Consider the following 14,844-nt stretch of genomic DNA (forward strand, 5'->3'; position numbering starts at 1 on the left):
CGGCAAGAGATTGGGCCGGCTCGCCATCTTTCAAGTAATCCTGTCACCATGACAATGATGTCATGGCATCGGCAGTTTAGGGCAGCTATGCTGACCTAAATAAGCAGGCCGCAAAAAGCTGGCTGGGGAGGTCGCATGCCGCTGGATACGTTTCTCGCCCTCGTTCTCTTTGCCTTCACGACATCGATCACGCCGGGACCGAACAATATGATGCTTTTCGCATCGGGCGTGAACTTCGGCTTCCGCAGGACGATCCCGCATATGTTCGGCATCGGCGCCGGTTTTTTCTCGCTGCTCATCGGCGTCGGCCTCGGGCTCGGCGCGCTTCTGCATACGGTGCCGGCCGTCTATACGGCGCTGAAATTTGCGGGCGGCGCCTATCTCGTCTGGATCGCCTGGAAGATCGCCACGTCGCGCTCGCTCAGCGAAGGCAAGAGCGGCGTCGAGCCGATGTCCTTCTTTGCGGCTGCCGCCTTCCAATGGGTCAATCCAAAAGCCTGGGTGATGGCGGTCACCGCGATGGCCACCTATACCAATCCGCAACTCTATCTCGTCAGCGTGCTGATCGTCGGTCTCGCTTTCGCGGTGGTCAATGTCCCCAGCGTTTCGACATGGGCAGGCTTCGGCTCGGCGCTCAGGGAATGGCTTTCCGATCCGGTGCGGCTGAAATGGTTCAACATCAGCATGGCAGTGCTCTTGGTGCTAAGCCTCTGGCCGATGTTAAAATAGAGCGATCGACGGCTTCATCAGCATCAGCCAGAAAATGCCGAGGACGGCTGAGAAGGCTGGAAAGCCGAAAGCAAACCAGATGCGGTAAAGGCTGAAATAGGCTGGCGGCAGGGCTTTTCCCGATGCCGCGGCAGCGCGAGCGAGATTGCGCAGCCGGATCTGGATCCAGACGACCGGCAGCCAGAACAGGCCGGTGACGACATAGAGCAGCAGCGACAGCGCAATCCAGCCCTCCGACAGGTCCCAGCCGATCGATCGCGCCAGCAGAGTGCCGGTCACCGGCTGGAGGATGGCCGCGGTGGCGGTGAAGAGCGTATCGGCGATGACGACGGTTGCTGAGACATGGGCGATCAGTGCGGGATCGCGTGTGCGATGCGCCATCGCCATGAAGAAGGCGATACCGGCGCCGGTACCGAAGAGCACGGTCGCGCCAATGACATGGGCGAGCAGCAGCCATTCTTCAAGCATCAGCGTTCATCCAGGATGGCAAGGGCTACCAGCGTCAACAGGATCGACGGCAGCACCTTGACGAGAACCCCGAGCGGATCGAGCCAGAGCACGGGTTCGAGCAGGCTGGCGCCGGCGAGATAGGCGATCGACACTCCAAGCATGCCGAGAAGGGCGCGTTTCGCCAGGGGACGGACAAGGACGGCGGCACCGAGGACGATGTCGACGAGGCAGGTCGCCAGCGTCAGCGCCGTTGCGGCAGCGTGAGGCATGAATGGCAGGAAGTGAGCGGATGTCCTCTCGAGCGCCAGCAGCGGGATCAGGCCGGAAAGCAGCCAGAAGACGGACAGGCCCGATATGACAAGCGACTTCAGGAGATAGAGCCGGGCAAACCAGAGATCCTGGACGCCGGAGGGATTGGCCGAGAGCGTCGCAGCCGCTGATGTCGCGACGAGGCCGCTTCCTGCTTTCGAGCTTTGCACGCCTTCCGACATGACGGTCATCGCTGTCGAACGCAGCGGCGAACGCCAACCGAGCAGGCCCGACAGATCGGCGAGCCATGTCACCGGCCGGGCAAGCCAGGGGGCAAGGGCAAACACGCGGGCGGGAGGGAGGCCGAGCCATTGCCGGTGCAGGCGGACGAGATCGGCGAGCGTCAGGGTCTCGGCGGCGGCAAGATCGACATCGCCGGAGATGTCGCCGGAAACCGCCCGCGACACGGCTTCCGCCACATCGTCGACAGAGAGTGTTTCGACGAGGCTTTCGGCATGGACCAGGGGCAGCACCAATGGAAAGGCTGCGAGTGCGCGCAGCAGCGCCGAACCGCCATGGGCATTGCGGCCGAGAACCAGGGCAGGGCGCAGGATGAAATATGGCAGGCCGCTGGCAGCAAGCGCCTCGTCGGCCCGCCGTTTGGTGGCGAGGAAGGGAAGATCGCCGGCCGCTCCCGCCGTCCTTGCCGATATCTGCACGATCAGCGGGCGCGACGAGGCTTTTGCGGCGGAATATAGCGCCAGCATCGCCTCTGCCTGGGTGGCCGACAGATCGTCCGAAAGGCCGTCCTGCAGGGCGCCGGCGCAATTGATGACGGCATGCTGGTCCTTGAGGATGTCGTCCCAATCCGCCGGTTTCGTCATGCGCGAGAGATCGGCGCGCCGCCAGTCGACCTTCGACTGTTTCAGGCGGGCACGCGCGGGATTGCGGCCAAGCCCGGTCACTGCGTGGCCATCGGCAACGAGCCGGGCCGCGACCACGGAGCCTATGAAGCCGGTTGCGCCGAGAATCAGAATGTTCATGGCGGGAGATTAGCGGAAAAGCTGAGGGCGCATAGAAGGGCTTGGCGGACCTGCGGCATATGGTAAAAATAGGAGAAAGTTTCGGGAGGACAGTGTCTTGCACGACGATCATGACGCGCATAGCCATGACCACGATCATGCCCACGGGCATGATCACGACAATCTCTATTCCGACATGCAGGCACGTGTGAAGGCGCTGGAAACGTTGCTGACGGAGAAGGGGCTTATCGATCCGGCGGCGATCGATGCGATCGTCGAGACCTATGAGACGAAGGTGGGGCCGAGAAACGGCGCGCATGTCGTTGCCAAAGCCTGGGGCGATGCCGATTTCGCCGACTGGCTGAAGCGTGATGCGACGGCGGCGATCGCCAGTCTCGGCTACATTGGCCGGCAGGGCGAGCACATGCGTGCCGTCTTCAACACGGCCGAGACCCATAATCTCGTCGTCTGCACGCTCTGCTCTTGTTATCCGTGGTCGGTGCTCGGCCTTCCGCCGGTCTGGTACAAGGCGCCGGCCTATCGCTCGCGCGCCGTCATCGATCCGCGCGGCGTGCTTGCGGAATTCGGGCTGACGCTGCCGGAGGACAAGAAGATCCGCGTCTGGGATTCGACGGCAGAGCTGCGTTACCTCGTCATTCCCGAGCGGCCGGAAGGCACGGAAGGAATGGACGAACAGGCGCTTGCCGGTCTCGTCAGCCGCGATGCGATGATCGGCACCGCGGTTGCTGCCAGCCCGGAGAGCACACCATGAACGGACCGCACGATCTCGGCGGGCAGATGGGCTTCGGGCCGGTCGCGCCCGAAAAGAATGAGCCCTATTTTCATGCAGCATGGGAAAAGCGGGCGCTCGGCATCACCATCTCCTGCGGCGCTTTCGGCGCGTGGACGATCGATGAAAGCCGGCATGCGCGCGAGAATATTCCGCCGGCCGATTACCTCGCCGCCAGCTACTACGAGATCTGGATCCGCGGCATCGACAAGCTGCTGGAGCGGCACGGCTTTGCGACGCGCGAGGAGTTGCTGTCCGGCCATGCATTGCAGGACGGCGCGGTGCCGAAGCGGGTGCTGAAAGCGGACATCGTGCCCGCCGTTTTGGCAAAGGGTGGGCCTTGCGATCGTCCTGTTAAGACCGCTCCGCTCTTTGCGGTCGGCGAGACGGTGAAGACGAAGAATTTCAACCCGCCGACGCATACGCGCCTACCGCGTTACGCGCGCGCCAGGACCGGTGTGGTCGAAGCTGTACAAGGTTCGTTCGTCTTCCCTGACGACAATGCGCATGGCAAGGGCGAAAACCCGCAATGGCTGTATACCATCGTCTTCGACGGCGCGGAGATCTGGGGCGCGGATGCCGATCCCACGCTGACCGTGTCGATCGATGCATGGGAGAGCTATCTTGAGCCGGCATGAGACATCGCCGTTGAGGCAATCGCCCAGCCTGCCGAGATCGCCGGAGGGAGAGCCGGTCTTTCCCGAGCCATGGGCGGCCGAAGCCTTTGCCATGACCGTGCACCTGCACGCAAAAGGGCTGTTCAGCTGGAGCCAATGGGCTGAAACGCTGTCCGCGCAATTGCACAGGCCTGGCCGGGCCGAAGATGGCAGCGACTATTTCGACTGCTGGGTGGCGGCTCTCTCGGATCTGATCGTCGGCAACGGCATCGCCGATGCGAAAACGATCCTGGCACTGCAGCACAGCTGGCAGCGGGCGGCGGAAGCGACGCCGCACGGACGGCCGATCGAGCTCAGCAACGATCCCTCGCGCTGATCCTCACGACGGAAACTGCTTATAGCATTCCTCAGCCACCTTCCGTAGCGTCTCGCGGGAGATTTCGCCGGTGACGGCATAGCCGAGTTCGCCGTCGATCCAGTAAAAGGTCTCGACATTGCCCGACGAGGCGAAGCGGAAGCTCGTCGTGCGGTTGTCCGTGTTGCGGCCGACCAGGACAGTCAGGCGCTCGCCGGCCTGGTTCTCGTACATGAACATGGCGCCCGGCCTGCCGTCGACCGGCAGCAGGCGGCCGCCGACCAGCTTGAAGCCGAGCGGCTGCAGGTTCGGGATCTTGAGATTCTGGATTGCCAGGCGCTTGCCGAGCCAGGTGGCGAGATGGGCCTCCTCGTCTGCGAAGACCTCGACGGGGTGACGAACCTCGGCGGCATAGACCGCGAAGGCGGTCTCAGCCTGTTTCGGCAGCGTTTCGTCGCCGGCAAGCTGCAACTCCGGCTTTTCCAGAAGTGCTGGGCCATAATGGCCGCTGACGGCGCCGAGCGCGAAGACGACGAGGGCGGCCGCAGCGATCGCCCAGCGTTTCGAGCCTGATGGAATGGCGCGCGGGGGGACGACCAGCAGGGGGTCGGTGTCCTTCGCCTGCTCATAACCTGCAAACATCGAGCGGATCGCCCCATTTTGCGCCTGCCATGCGGCGACCATCGCCGCTTCATCGGGATTGTCGGCCAGGAAGGCCTCGATGCGGGCACGCGCCGTTTCTGGTAGTTGGCCGTCGGCATAGGCGTGGAGATCGGCTTCGGTGACGCTCGGATTGGTCTCGTTCATTTCGGTCTCCGAAGCGTAATGATGTTGTCGGCCTTTAGCCGCTCGGCGATGCGCCGGCGGGCGCGCGACAGGCGGGACATGACGGTGCCGATCGGGATGTCGAGCGCGGCGGCGACCTCGCCATAGGTATATCCCTCGATGACCACGAGCATCAGCACGGCGCGGTGTTCTTCCGAAAGGCTGTTCAGCGCATCGTCGAGCCGCGCGCGCTCCAGCGGATCGGCCGGTGGTTCGGAAGAGGCCATATCCTCAGCCGCGTCGAGTTCGATCAGGCCGTCGCGCGCCTTGCCGCGCCGGCCGTTGCGATAGAGATTGGTCATGATGGTCAGGACCCAGCCGCGCAGGTTGAGGCCGCGCCATTGGCCACGGCGCGTGAGAACCTTCTCGACGCAATCCTGGAGCAGATCCTCGCCATCGGCATCCGAGCGCGTCAGGCTGCGCGAATACCGCCGGAGCGAGGGCAGGAGGGCCAGGATCTGGCCCTCGAAGGTTTCGGGTGCGGGTATCTTCACGCCGGCTCTCTGGTGATTTGGGTCTGGGCGATCAGGGCCGCCACAATCAGGGTTTGGCGAGATCCCAATTGCCGCCGACGCCATCGCCGGTGATGTCGCCTGCCTTCTTGTCTTTGACCCAGAAATAGAGCGGCATGCCGTCCTTGGCCCATTGTTTCGTGCCATCCTTGCGATCGATGATCGAATATGCACCATCGGCCTTGGCGTCGCCAGCGGCCATCAGCGGTGGCCAGTTCTTGGCGCAGTCGTCGTTGCAGTTGGAAACGCCCTTGACGTCCTTCTTGAAGGTGTAGAGCGTCATGCCGTTTTCGCCGGCGAGCACCTTGCCCTTGGCGGAATCGACGGTCTTGACGGGAGCGGCGGCGAAAGCAGCGGTCGCGGCAAGGGCGGCGGCCGCCACGACGGACAGAAATTTCACGGACTTCATGATGTCTCTCCTCAGATTGGGCACGCAATCTTGCGATGCCTGAGATGAGACACGAGGCGAGGCAGTTTTATTCCCAGGTGGCGAAATTTTTACGGGCGAGGCTGGCCGAAACCCGCTTCGCCCGTGCGGTCGCGTCGGGTGGCTTGTCGGCTATTGCCCCGAGGCGGACGCCGCCGCCATATCGACCCATACCGCTTCGAATATATGGCCGTCGAGATCCTCGAAGGCGCGGTTATAGAGCCAGCCCATGTCTGTCGGGGCGCGCGGATCGGCCTTGCCGCCGGCGGTTGAGGCCGCCTCGACGATGGCGTCGACGTCTTCACGACTGTCCATCGTCAGTGCGATCAGCATTTCGCTCGCCTTCTCCGCTTCGGCAACAGGTTTTGGCGTGAAACTCGCGAAGAAATCGCGCGTCAGCAAATGGAAGATAATCGCCTCGGACCAGACCATATTCGAGGCCTGGTGATCGCTGAACTGTTCGTTCTTGCTGCATCCGATCGCTTCGTAGAAGCGGGTCGCAGCAGCAATGTCTTTTACCGGCAGGTTCACGAAGATCATCTTGGACATTGCGGTTTCCTCCTCTTTGGGGTGTTTTTCGGGGGCAGTCTCGCCTCACACAAACTCCTGCACGATAGTGTCGCTGGCATGAATGCAGACGATTTCGAGCCGTCCCGTGCCGACATTTTCGAAGCGGTGGGGAATGTTGGCGGCCACGACGACGATATCACCGGGAAAGGCCCGGGTTTTGGCGTCACCAACGGTGAACTCGGCTTCGCCTTTCCGGACGGCCCATGTCTCGGAATAGGGATGGACATGCAGATCGGGGCCCTGGCCGGGCTCGTTGTCGACGAGGAAGAGCGATATCTCGCCGCCGTAATCGTGGCCTTCGAAGCGGACCGTCCTGCTCTGATCCGGCCGTGGTTCCTGGTGTCGAAGAATCCTGAACATCACGTGCCTCCTGCTCGTGCCGTCTGCGAACGCAAACTATCTTTGCGAGAAGATATATCTCTGAAAATTATCTTCCCGTCAAGATATCTTCCGTGAATCGAGTGAAAGGTGTATGTCTCGCCCGTGGTGATATGAGGCAGAGAATGATGGATGGAACTGAAGGGAACGGTGACCGCCCCGAGGACGAGGGCCGCCCGAGCGAGGACCATGTCGACCGGCTGCGCCGGCAATGGACGCTGGAACTGCCCGACCTCGACACGGAGCCGATGGCGATCCTGGGGCGGGCCTTTCGGCTGTCCAACCTGGTGCGCCCCAGCATCGAGGCGACCTTTGCCGATTTTGGCCTCGACCGAGGCGAATTCGACGTGATCGCAACGCTTCGCCGTTCCGGGCCACCTTACCGGCTGACCCCAACGGACATGTATTCGGCGCTGATGATCTCGTCGGGAGGCATGACCCACAGGCTAGACCGTCTGGAGAAAGCGGGCTTGATCTGCCGGGAGAAATCGCCACGTGACGGGCGCAGTGTGCTGGTGGCGTTGACAGAAGCCGGCGCCGCACTCGCCGAAAAGGCCTTCCGCACCGATATGGCGAGCGAATCCTCGTTTCTGCAGGCTCTTGACGGACAGGAGCGCGAGGCGCTCGCGGCGCTGCTGCGCAAGCTGATTGCCGGGATTGAGAATGATCAGGCGAGGGGCGAGAGCGAGGCCGGCTGAGGTTCACGGCTCAGGCGGCAACACGCTGCTTATGCAGGTCGTTTACATCATACCGGTTTTCGGATATGATATATCCTTAATTCCAATGGCCGAGCCAGCCATCACAAGAGTTGCCGAATGATCCTGAAAAGCCAGGTCGAGTGGGCGTTGCATTGCTGCGCCATTCTCGCGGGCCTGCCAGAGGGCAGGTACCTTTCCACCAAGGCGCTCGCCGAGCTTCATGGTTTGCCGAAGGAATACCTCTCCAAGGCGCTGCAGAGCCTTTCGCAGGCATCGCTGGTCAACACCACGCTCGGCCCGAGCGGCGGCTACCGGCTTGCAAGACCCTCGTCCGAGATCAATTTCCTCGACATCGTCGAGGCGGTCGAGGGAAGCGCGCGCAGCTTCACCTGCACGAATATCCGGGAAAACAATCCATGCCGGGCGGAAGGCTATTGTGACAGCAAGCCTTGCGCGGTCGCCCGCATCATGTGGGAAGCCGACGAGGCCTGGCGCAATACGCTGAGGCGCGTCCGGCTTTCCGATCTCGTCGGGATCCTGTCCGAGGAGGTTCCGGCCGAACTCTGGCAGAGCACCTTCGCATGGGTGCTGAAGCGCGCCGGCTGAGGGGAAGACCGCGCTTGAGGGCATTTCCGCTTTTCTTTGAGCCACGGAAATGCCCTGTATTTGTTTTTCGCAATTCCGGACGCAAAACTGCTGCGCACTCTTACTGGAATTGCTTTATGCCCTGAAGATGGTCCTGATGGTTTTCAGAATGGCGCGCGCGCTGCCGGCATGTTCCGGGGGCAGGGCGGCGCCGTCGCGAAAGCGCTCGGCGCGGCTGGCGAGGTCGTCGGCGATCTCTTCTGCCAGTGTGGGACGTTCGTTCAGCAGCGGCGCGAAGGCCTCCTGATCGATTTCATAGGCGATAACCGGGGTCAGCGCCTCCAGGGTGCAGACTTCCTGCATGCCCGCGAGCAGCCCGGTCTCTCCGAAGAAATCACCTGGTGCCAGCCGCCCACGCTCCTGATCTCCGTGGCGCGCCGCGATGATGCCCGCCCGCACCATCATCAGCGATGGCAGCATTTCGCCCTCCCGCACGATGACATCGCCCTTGCGGAATTCGCGCACGGCCGTGGTCTCGGCGAGTTTCTGCTTTTCATCACGCGTCAACGTCGCAAAGATCGGAATGGCCTCGATCAATTCGAGCGGCGTCACGCGGGGCGGCCGTGCGCTCTCTTCGGTCGGCAGTTCGCCGGTCAGGACGGAGGCCGCGGCTGGAACGGCCAAAAGCAGGCCGGCCGATTTGCAGTGGCGATAGACGAGGTCGAGCACCTCGTTTCGCGCCGGCACACGCTGGCTGGGGCTCGTTACCCGGAACTGCAGCTCGACCTCCAGCGCCGTGGCATCCAGCCCCTTGAGCGCCACAACCGGCGGCGGTTCGCGGACGATCGAATTGCAGCTCGCCAGCGCTGTCGCCATCACGTGCCGGACCGAGGCGGGCATCCGCGTCGGGGCGATGCGGATGGTGAGGATCAAGAGATGGGTCTCGTCCGGCCGGCTTACATTCGTCAGGCCGAGCTTTGCCAGAAAACTGTTCGGCAGAACGACGATATTGTTTGCGCTGGTCAGGATATGCGTCGCGCGCCAGTTGCTTTCGACGACACGCCCCTCCGTGCCGTCGCTGAGGAGGATCCAGTCGCCGATGATGTAGGGCCGGCCGAGCGTCAGCGCGATGCCGGAGAAGACGTCGGCGAGGGTGTTCTGGAGCGCCAGGCCGAGAATGATGGCGACGACGCCCGAGGTCGCGACGAGCGTACCGATCGGCACGCCGAAGACGAAGGCCAGGACCGACAGAGCCATGCCGATATAGACGACGCCGATGACGAGATCCTGGAGCAGGCGGGCCTCTCGGGGGCTGCCCTCCAGCACCAGATACAGTCTGATGAAACCGATGACGGCCCATGCCAGATGGATCCACCAGAGCGATTTCGCGACGATGACGAGCAAGGCCTGCGGATCCTCGGACTCATATCCGTGAAACCGGTGAGGTTCGATACCGCTGCCGACGAGGATCAGTGTCATCGCCGCAAAGAAGAGAATCTGCACCACCAGTCGCGTCGTCGGCCGATGGCTGGAGAGCAGATGCCAGACGACGATACCGGCGAAACCTATCGCAATGAGGGATATCAGAGGCTTGCCGAAGAGCACGTCGTAGATCATCTCTCTGTCTCCGGGATAGGGCGGGCCGCACATGATTCAGCATCTCGGCCGCCCGCGCAAGCATCGGGCTTGCACGGGCGGTATCGGCGGATGTCACTTCTTGAGCGGGTAGGTGAGTTCTTTCTGATTGGTGTCGACGACGAAAACGGCGAGCAGACGGGCGGGCTTGGTCTCGCTGTCGTTGGCGCTGACGCCGTGACGATCGCCCGGCATTTCGGAGAAACTCTCTCCGGCATGATAGACCTTGACCGGGCCGTCATTGACCTGGCTGCGGATCGCTCCTTCGAGCACGGTGGCATAGATGAAGGCGGTGGTGGGATGGGTGTGGCCTTCGGAGAAGCCGCCCGGACCGTATTCGACCAGCACGCCCTTGATGCTCTTGCCCGGCACGTTCGGAAGCTCGTGCTCGTAAACGAGGGTGACCTTCGAGGCCTTGTTTGCGTCGTGCGCGCCGGCGCCGGTGGCTGCAAGGCAGGCGAGGGCGGCGGCGAGGAATGATGTTCTGATCATCGGAATCTCCATGGGATCGTGGTGCGCAGGGCGCGCATGGCGCCCTGGCAAGATCACTTCGGCTGCGCGGTCTTTGCGAACCATTGCTCGAAGGTGATCGAGCCGAGCCGCGGGTTATTGTCGGAAACGAGCGACTGGTCGTTGAGCCTGGCGCCGAAATATTTTGCTTCGGCATCAGCCTCGACGGTGCGCGGATCCTTCATGGCCTTCAGATATCTGGCGACGAGCTCGCTCAGGCGCGCCCGTTCCGGACCTGATATCTCGATCGTCGCGTTGGCGGGCGGTGAGAGCGCCACATCCGCCATGACATCGGCGACGTCGTCGGATACGATCGGCTGCACATAGGCCGGCGACAGGCGAACCGTCTGGCCGACAGTGCCCGATTGGGCGATGCCGCCGAGGAATTCCATGAACTGCGTCGAATGCACGATGGTGTAGGGAATCCCTGACGCCTTGATCAGCTTTTCCTGGGCGAGCTTGCCGCGGAAATAGCCGCTTTCCTGCAGATGCTCGGTGCCGACGACGGACAGCGCGACATGATGCTTCACGCCGGCCACCTTTTCGGCGGCGAGAAGTTTGCGGCCAGAGGTCTCGAAAAATTCGAGCACGGCCTTGTCTTCGAAGGATGGCGAATTGGCGAGATCGAGCACGACTTCGGCGCCTGCGAGCGCCTCGGCCAGTCCTTCTCCCGTGATCGTGTTGACGCCTGAGTTCGGCGATGCGGCTACCACGTCATGTCCCTGCTTGCGCAGACGTTCGACAGTCTTCGAACCGATGAGGCCGGTTCCGCCGATGACAACGATTTTCATAACAGATCTCCGTTCACTGCCGAGATGCGGCAGCGTTAAAATTGAATCTTCTCAATGAATTGCGAAGCTTAGTTCAGTCCTGCCTTGTCGAGGCCGTAAGCCTTGTCGGCCGAGCCGGGCACGGTCTTGAAGCCGACATTGACGCGGTTCCAGGCATTGATGGCCATGACGACGAAGGTCAGGTCCGAGATTTCCTTCTCCGAAAGCTGGCCGCGAACCCGTTCGTAGATCTCCTCGGGAACGCCGCCTTCCGGCAGCTTGGTCAGGGCTTCGGTCCAGGCAAGGGCGGCGCGCTCGCGGGGAAGGAACAGGTTCGATTCCCGCCAGATGGCAACGTGGTGGATCCGTAATTCGCTCTCGCCATAGATCTTCGCCTGCTTCACATGCATGTCGAGGCAAAAGCCGCATCCATTGATCTGCGAAGCGCGGATCTCGATGAGAGCCTGCAGCTTTTCGTCGATCACGCTGTTCTTCAGCGCCATGCTGAATTCCATGAATTTCTTGAAAAGCTCGGGGGACTGCTGGGCGTAGTTCAATCGCTGGGTCATATCGTTTCTCCTCTAATTAAGGATACAAAATATCCTTATGGATATAAGATATCCTTAATTGCTGGACTGTAAAGCCATTCTCGCTTAGTCTGGCTGCATAAGGCCTATGCGCAAAAGTATGAGGGGGCGGGGATGGATATCGTATCGGCATTGCGGACCTTTCTGCGCGTCGTGGAGACGGGCTCGTTCTCGGCGGCGGCGCATGATCTTGACGTGACGCAGCCGGCGGTCTCGCGGCAGGTCGCGGCCCTTGAGGGGCATTTCAACACCCGCCTGCTGCATCGCACGACGAGTGGCCTCTCGCTGACGGCGGAGGGTGAACGGATGCTGCCAATGGCGATGAGGATTCTCGAGGCGGTGGAGGAGCTCGGCGATGCCGCCGGACCGGAAGGTGCCATGGCCTCCGGAAAGGTCAGGCTCAGCGTTCCAGCGCCACTCGGCCTCTATCTCAGTGATCGGCTGGGCGATCTTCTCGCCGCCCATCCGAAACTCTCGGTGGAACTGATGTTCCGGGAACAAAGCTCCGACATGATCGAGGAGCGCCTCGACCTCGAGGTGCGTCTGGGCTCCGTCGCCGACAGCAGCCTCGTTTGCCGGCGGATCGGCTGGACGACGGCCTTCCTCGTCGCCTCGCCCGCCTATCTCGCCCGCAGGTCGCCGCCGCGGACGCCGAAGGACATCAAGGACCATGAATGCCTCTGCTACAGCAGGGCCGGCGATGCCTGTTCATGGTCGTTTTCGAACGGCTCGGAAGACATATCCGTCAGGATCTCGCCGCGGCTGACGGCGTGCAGCGCCGTCGCCATTCACAGGGCGGCCCTTGCCGGCGCGGGCCTAGCTGTGCTCTCCCACATCATCGCCGTGCCGGATATCGCCGCGGGTCGGCTGATCCCCGTCATGAACGACTTTCAACCGACCCGGCTGCCCATTTATGTCGTCTATCCCTCCCGCAGAAACATACCGCTGCGGGTCAAGACGGTTCTGGACTTTCTGACTGATGCCATCGGGCAGGATCCGTCGATGTCAGCAAGCGGAGCGGATCGGCGGTGGGAGGGATGATTGTCGGCCGGGCGGATTTGGCGTCATCGGCCTTGCCGCGTCAGTTTCCGCCTTGCCTAACGCCCGCGAATCCTGCCAAGTCGTGCAATCATGCAATTTGCGCCGCAACAAGACGAAGCCCTCAAGGCTGTTTCGAAATGGCTGAATGAAGGGCGCTCGCCGCTCTTTCGCCTGTTCGGCTATGCCGGAACGGGAAAGACGACGCTTGCCAAGCACTTCGCCGAGAATGTCGATGGCGATGTGCTGTTTGCCGCTTTCACCGGCAAGGCCGCGCAGGTGCTGCGCTCGCGCGGCGCCTCCAACGCCCGGACGATCCATTCGCTGATCTACCGGCCGCGCGGCGAGGAGGCGGTGGAGGACGAGGAAACCGGCAAGACGTCGATCGCGCCGATGTTTTCGATCAACCGGCAAAGCCCGGTCGCCAAGGCTGCGCTGATCATCGTTGATGAATGCTCGATGGTCGACGAGGCGCTCGGCAAGGATCTGATGAGCTTCGGCACACCGATCCTGGTGCTCGGCGATCCCGGCCAGCTGCCGCCGGTCAGCGGCGGCGGTTACTTCACCAATCAGGACCCGGATTACCTGCTCACCGACATTCACCGCCAGGCGCGTGACAATCCGATCATCAAGCTTGCCATGCAGGTGCGCGAAGGCAATGAGGTGATGTATGGCGATTACGGCACGGCCAAGGTGATCTCGAAGAACGAGGTGACGCAGGATCTGGTGATGAAGGCCGACCAAGTACTCGTGGGCACCAACCGGACGCGCCGCCGCTACAATCAGCGCCTGCGCGAGCTGAAAGGCTTCAATGCCGATTATCCGCAGACCGGCGACAAGCTTGTCTGCCTGCGGAACGATCCGGCCAAGGGCCTGCTCAACGGCTCGCTCTGGCAGGTGATGACCTCGTCGAAGGAAACGACGAAGCCCGGCATCAATCTGCTGGTCCGCCCCGAGGACGACGACATGGACCGCGGCGCTGCCAAGATCAAGCTGCTGAAGCAGGCCTTCGAAGATGTCGAGGGCGAGATCCCCTGGAACACCCGCAAGCGCTACGACGAGTTCGACTATGGCTATGCGCTCACCGTGCACAAGGCGCAGGGTTCGCAATGGAACGATGTCGTGCTGTTCGATGAGAGCTGGGCGTTTCGCGATACGCGGGAGCGCTGGCTCTATACCGCGATTACGCGCGCGGCGGAGACGCTGACGATCGTCCGTTGACGTTTGGCGGGCAGGAGACGGTGGCGGCCGTCGTGTGTGTTCAGGCCTGCACAATGCCGAGCAGAACCGCCTTGGCGATGGCCTGAAAGCGGTTGTTGGCGCGGAATTTCAGGATGATCCCGGCCTCGAGATCCTTGGTCTCGTCATGTTTCAGGTCGAGCGCCCGGGCGATGCGCTGGGTGGAATAGCCTTCCGCCATCAGTTCGAGGCAACGCCGCTCCTGTGGACTCAGGCTGGCGCTGTCCTGATTGTCGTTCAACGGCGGCTCCTCGATGGTGCCGTCGTAATCCAGGAGGTCGCCGACCTGTTGGAGCTGGCGGTGCAGCGTCGACATCTCGGCGGTCAGCTCGCGCTTGCGTACCTGCAGGGCCTCGCGGAACATTGCCTCGGCCGATTCCTGCGAATCGGCGCTGCGAAGCTCGTCCATCAATTCCTGGATGACGGCGATCGCCATGCCCGTCTCACGGCAAACGGTGATGACGGCCATGCGCATCACGTCGTCCTGCCCGTAGACCCGCATCAGGCCGATGCGATTGGCCGAAATCAAGCCCTTCTCTTCGTAGAAATGCAGTGTCCTGTGTGTCACCCCGAATGCATTGGCCATATCGGCGATGGGCACGGGACCATCAGATAGATCCGGCGGCAGCGCGGCTGAAGGCAGGAACCGATATTTCGATCGGGCCTCCGAAGCGATACCGGCGGTGGCAAACAGGCGTTTGGAACCGTCTGGCATGAACCCTCCTAGGGCATGTTGTTGCACCTCATGCGGATTTGCCAGTTGCTTCCCATGCGCGGCGAGTGGGGTTTCCTCTAAGCGTTCTTCTCAGTGGGAAAGAAGCAGTACGCGGCGTACTCTACGCGATACGATGTCCACGT

General features: G+C 62.2%; 20 protein-coding genes. 8 read left to right on the top strand and 12 right to left on the bottom strand.

Features of this window, described 5'->3' with window-relative positions:
* The first annotated feature begins 135 nt into the window (after positions 1–135).
* Positions 136–729 carry a LysE family translocator gene (locus FHX10_RS03025; RefSeq protein ID WP_063474623.1) on the top strand — a complete coding sequence of 198 codons (594 nt, stop codon included), beginning with the start codon at positions 136–138 and terminating at the stop codon, positions 727–729.
* Here FHX10_RS03025 and FHX10_RS03030 read toward each other — a convergent pair.
* Positions 721–1,197, bottom strand: a complete 477-nt coding sequence (locus tag FHX10_RS03030; protein WP_063474624.1) for a DUF2269 family protein — start codon at positions 1,195–1,197, stop codon at positions 721–723. The genes FHX10_RS03025 and FHX10_RS03030 overlap by 9 nt on opposite strands.
* A complete protein-coding gene (locus FHX10_RS03035) occupies positions 1,197–2,471 on the bottom strand; it encodes an SDR family oxidoreductase (protein WP_063474625.1) in 1,275 nt (424 codons plus the stop codon). The genes FHX10_RS03030 and FHX10_RS03035 overlap by 1 nt, the downstream gene beginning before the upstream one ends.
* A gap of 97 nt (positions 2,472–2,568) precedes the next feature.
* Here FHX10_RS03035 and nthA point away from each other — a divergent pair, with 97 nt between their 5' ends.
* The 3 genes from nthA to FHX10_RS03050 are packed head-to-tail and all read left to right on the top strand — an operon-like array spanning position 2,569 to position 4,233.
* The gene (nthA, locus tag FHX10_RS03040) at positions 2,569–3,222 is read left to right on the top strand and encodes a nitrile hydratase subunit alpha (protein ID WP_063474626.1); all 654 of its coding nucleotides are present in this window, start codon (positions 2,569–2,571) and stop codon (positions 3,220–3,222) included.
* Positions 3,219–3,878 (top strand): nitrile hydratase subunit beta, encoded by a 660-nt coding sequence (nthB, locus tag FHX10_RS03045; protein WP_063474627.1) that lies wholly within the window; start codon positions 3,219–3,221, stop codon positions 3,876–3,878. Before nthA ends, nthB begins: the two co-directional genes overlap by 4 nt.
* Positions 3,865–4,233 carry a nitrile hydratase accessory protein gene (locus FHX10_RS03050; RefSeq protein WP_063474628.1) on the top strand — a complete coding sequence of 123 codons (369 nt, stop codon included), beginning with the start codon at positions 3,865–3,867 and terminating at the stop codon, positions 4,231–4,233. The genes nthB and FHX10_RS03050 overlap by 14 nt, the downstream gene beginning before the upstream one ends.
* 3 nt (positions 4,234–4,236) lie before the next feature.
* On the opposite strand, the gene FHX10_RS03055 is transcribed toward FHX10_RS03050, so the two are convergent.
* The 5 genes from FHX10_RS03055 to FHX10_RS03075 all read right to left on the bottom strand — a co-directional run bounded on the left by FHX10_RS03055 (position 4,237) and on the right by FHX10_RS03075 (position 6,906).
* Positions 4,237–5,019, bottom strand: a complete 783-nt coding sequence (locus tag FHX10_RS03055) for an anti-sigma factor family protein (RefSeq protein ID WP_063474629.1) — start codon at positions 5,017–5,019, stop codon at positions 4,237–4,239.
* Positions 5,016–5,531 (bottom strand): RNA polymerase sigma factor, encoded by a 516-nt coding sequence (locus FHX10_RS03060; RefSeq protein WP_063474630.1) that lies wholly within the window; start codon positions 5,529–5,531, stop codon positions 5,016–5,018. Before FHX10_RS03060 ends, FHX10_RS03055 begins: the two co-directional genes overlap by 4 nt.
* A 46-nt stretch (positions 5,532–5,577) precedes the next feature.
* Entirely contained in the window at positions 5,578–5,958 is a 381-nt protein-coding gene (locus FHX10_RS03065) for a lipoprotein (RefSeq protein ID WP_047614143.1), read from the bottom strand.
* Positions 5,959–6,108: 150 nt separating this feature from the next.
* On the bottom strand, positions 6,109–6,525 hold the full coding sequence (locus tag FHX10_RS03070; RefSeq protein WP_063474631.1) for a VOC family protein: 417 nt from the start codon (positions 6,523–6,525) through the stop codon (positions 6,109–6,111).
* A 45-nt stretch (positions 6,526–6,570) separates the two neighbouring features.
* Positions 6,571–6,906 carry a cupin domain-containing protein gene (locus FHX10_RS03075; RefSeq protein WP_047610811.1) on the bottom strand — a complete coding sequence of 112 codons (336 nt, stop codon included), beginning with the start codon at positions 6,904–6,906 and terminating at the stop codon, positions 6,571–6,573.
* Between the two features lie 143 nt (positions 6,907–7,049).
* Between FHX10_RS03075 and FHX10_RS03080 the strand changes: the two genes are divergently transcribed.
* Together FHX10_RS03080 and FHX10_RS03085 are read left to right on the top strand one after the other, a co-directional pair.
* Positions 7,050–7,622: a MarR family winged helix-turn-helix transcriptional regulator gene (locus FHX10_RS03080; protein ID WP_063474632.1), complete on the top strand. Its 573-nt coding sequence runs from the start codon at positions 7,050–7,052 to the stop codon at positions 7,620–7,622.
* 117 nt (positions 7,623–7,739) lie between these two features.
* Complete coding sequence (locus tag FHX10_RS03085; RefSeq protein WP_063474633.1) at positions 7,740–8,228, top strand: RrF2 family transcriptional regulator; 489 nt, start codon at positions 7,740–7,742, stop codon at positions 8,226–8,228.
* 114 nt (positions 8,229–8,342) lie between these two features.
* Here the strand turns inward: FHX10_RS03085 and FHX10_RS03090 are convergent, their stop codons facing one another.
* The 4 genes from FHX10_RS03090 to FHX10_RS03105 all read right to left on the bottom strand — a co-directional run bounded on the left by FHX10_RS03090 (position 8,343) and on the right by FHX10_RS03105 (position 11,691).
* Positions 8,343–9,824: a mechanosensitive ion channel family protein gene (locus FHX10_RS03090; RefSeq protein WP_063474634.1), complete on the bottom strand. Its 1,482-nt coding sequence runs from the start codon at positions 9,822–9,824 to the stop codon at positions 8,343–8,345.
* A gap of 93 nt (positions 9,825–9,917) precedes the next feature.
* Positions 9,918–10,334, bottom strand: a complete 417-nt coding sequence (locus FHX10_RS03095) for a cupin domain-containing protein (protein WP_063474635.1) — start codon at positions 10,332–10,334, stop codon at positions 9,918–9,920.
* 53 nt (positions 10,335–10,387) lie between these two features.
* On the bottom strand, positions 10,388–11,143 hold the full coding sequence (locus tag FHX10_RS03100) for an SDR family oxidoreductase (protein WP_063474636.1): 756 nt from the start codon (positions 11,141–11,143) through the stop codon (positions 10,388–10,390).
* Between the two features lie 68 nt (positions 11,144–11,211).
* Complete coding sequence (locus FHX10_RS03105) at positions 11,212–11,691, bottom strand: carboxymuconolactone decarboxylase family protein (RefSeq protein WP_047610801.1); 480 nt, start codon at positions 11,689–11,691, stop codon at positions 11,212–11,214.
* 132 nt (positions 11,692–11,823) lie between these two features.
* Between FHX10_RS03105 and FHX10_RS03110 the strand changes: the two genes are divergently transcribed.
* Both FHX10_RS03110 and FHX10_RS03115 read left to right on the top strand, forming a co-directional pair.
* Positions 11,824–12,750 carry a LysR family transcriptional regulator gene (locus FHX10_RS03110; protein WP_063474637.1) on the top strand — a complete coding sequence of 309 codons (927 nt, stop codon included), beginning with the start codon at positions 11,824–11,826 and terminating at the stop codon, positions 12,748–12,750.
* Between the two features lie 90 nt (positions 12,751–12,840).
* Positions 12,841–13,968 (top strand): ATP-dependent RecD-like DNA helicase, encoded by a 1,128-nt coding sequence (locus tag FHX10_RS03115; protein WP_047610798.1) that lies wholly within the window; start codon positions 12,841–12,843, stop codon positions 13,966–13,968.
* Between the two features lie 40 nt (positions 13,969–14,008).
* Here FHX10_RS03115 and FHX10_RS03120 read toward each other — a convergent pair whose 3' ends face one another.
* The gene (locus FHX10_RS03120) at positions 14,009–14,701 is read right to left on the bottom strand and encodes a MerR family transcriptional regulator (RefSeq protein ID WP_063474638.1); all 693 of its coding nucleotides are present in this window, start codon (positions 14,699–14,701) and stop codon (positions 14,009–14,011) included.
* Positions 14,702–14,844 lie beyond the last annotated feature (143 nt).

This window comes from Rhizobium sp. BK591 (assembly GCF_014195045.1).
In the GTDB taxonomy this organism is placed as follows: domain Bacteria; phylum Pseudomonadota; class Alphaproteobacteria; order Rhizobiales; family Rhizobiaceae; genus Rhizobium; species Rhizobium anhuiense.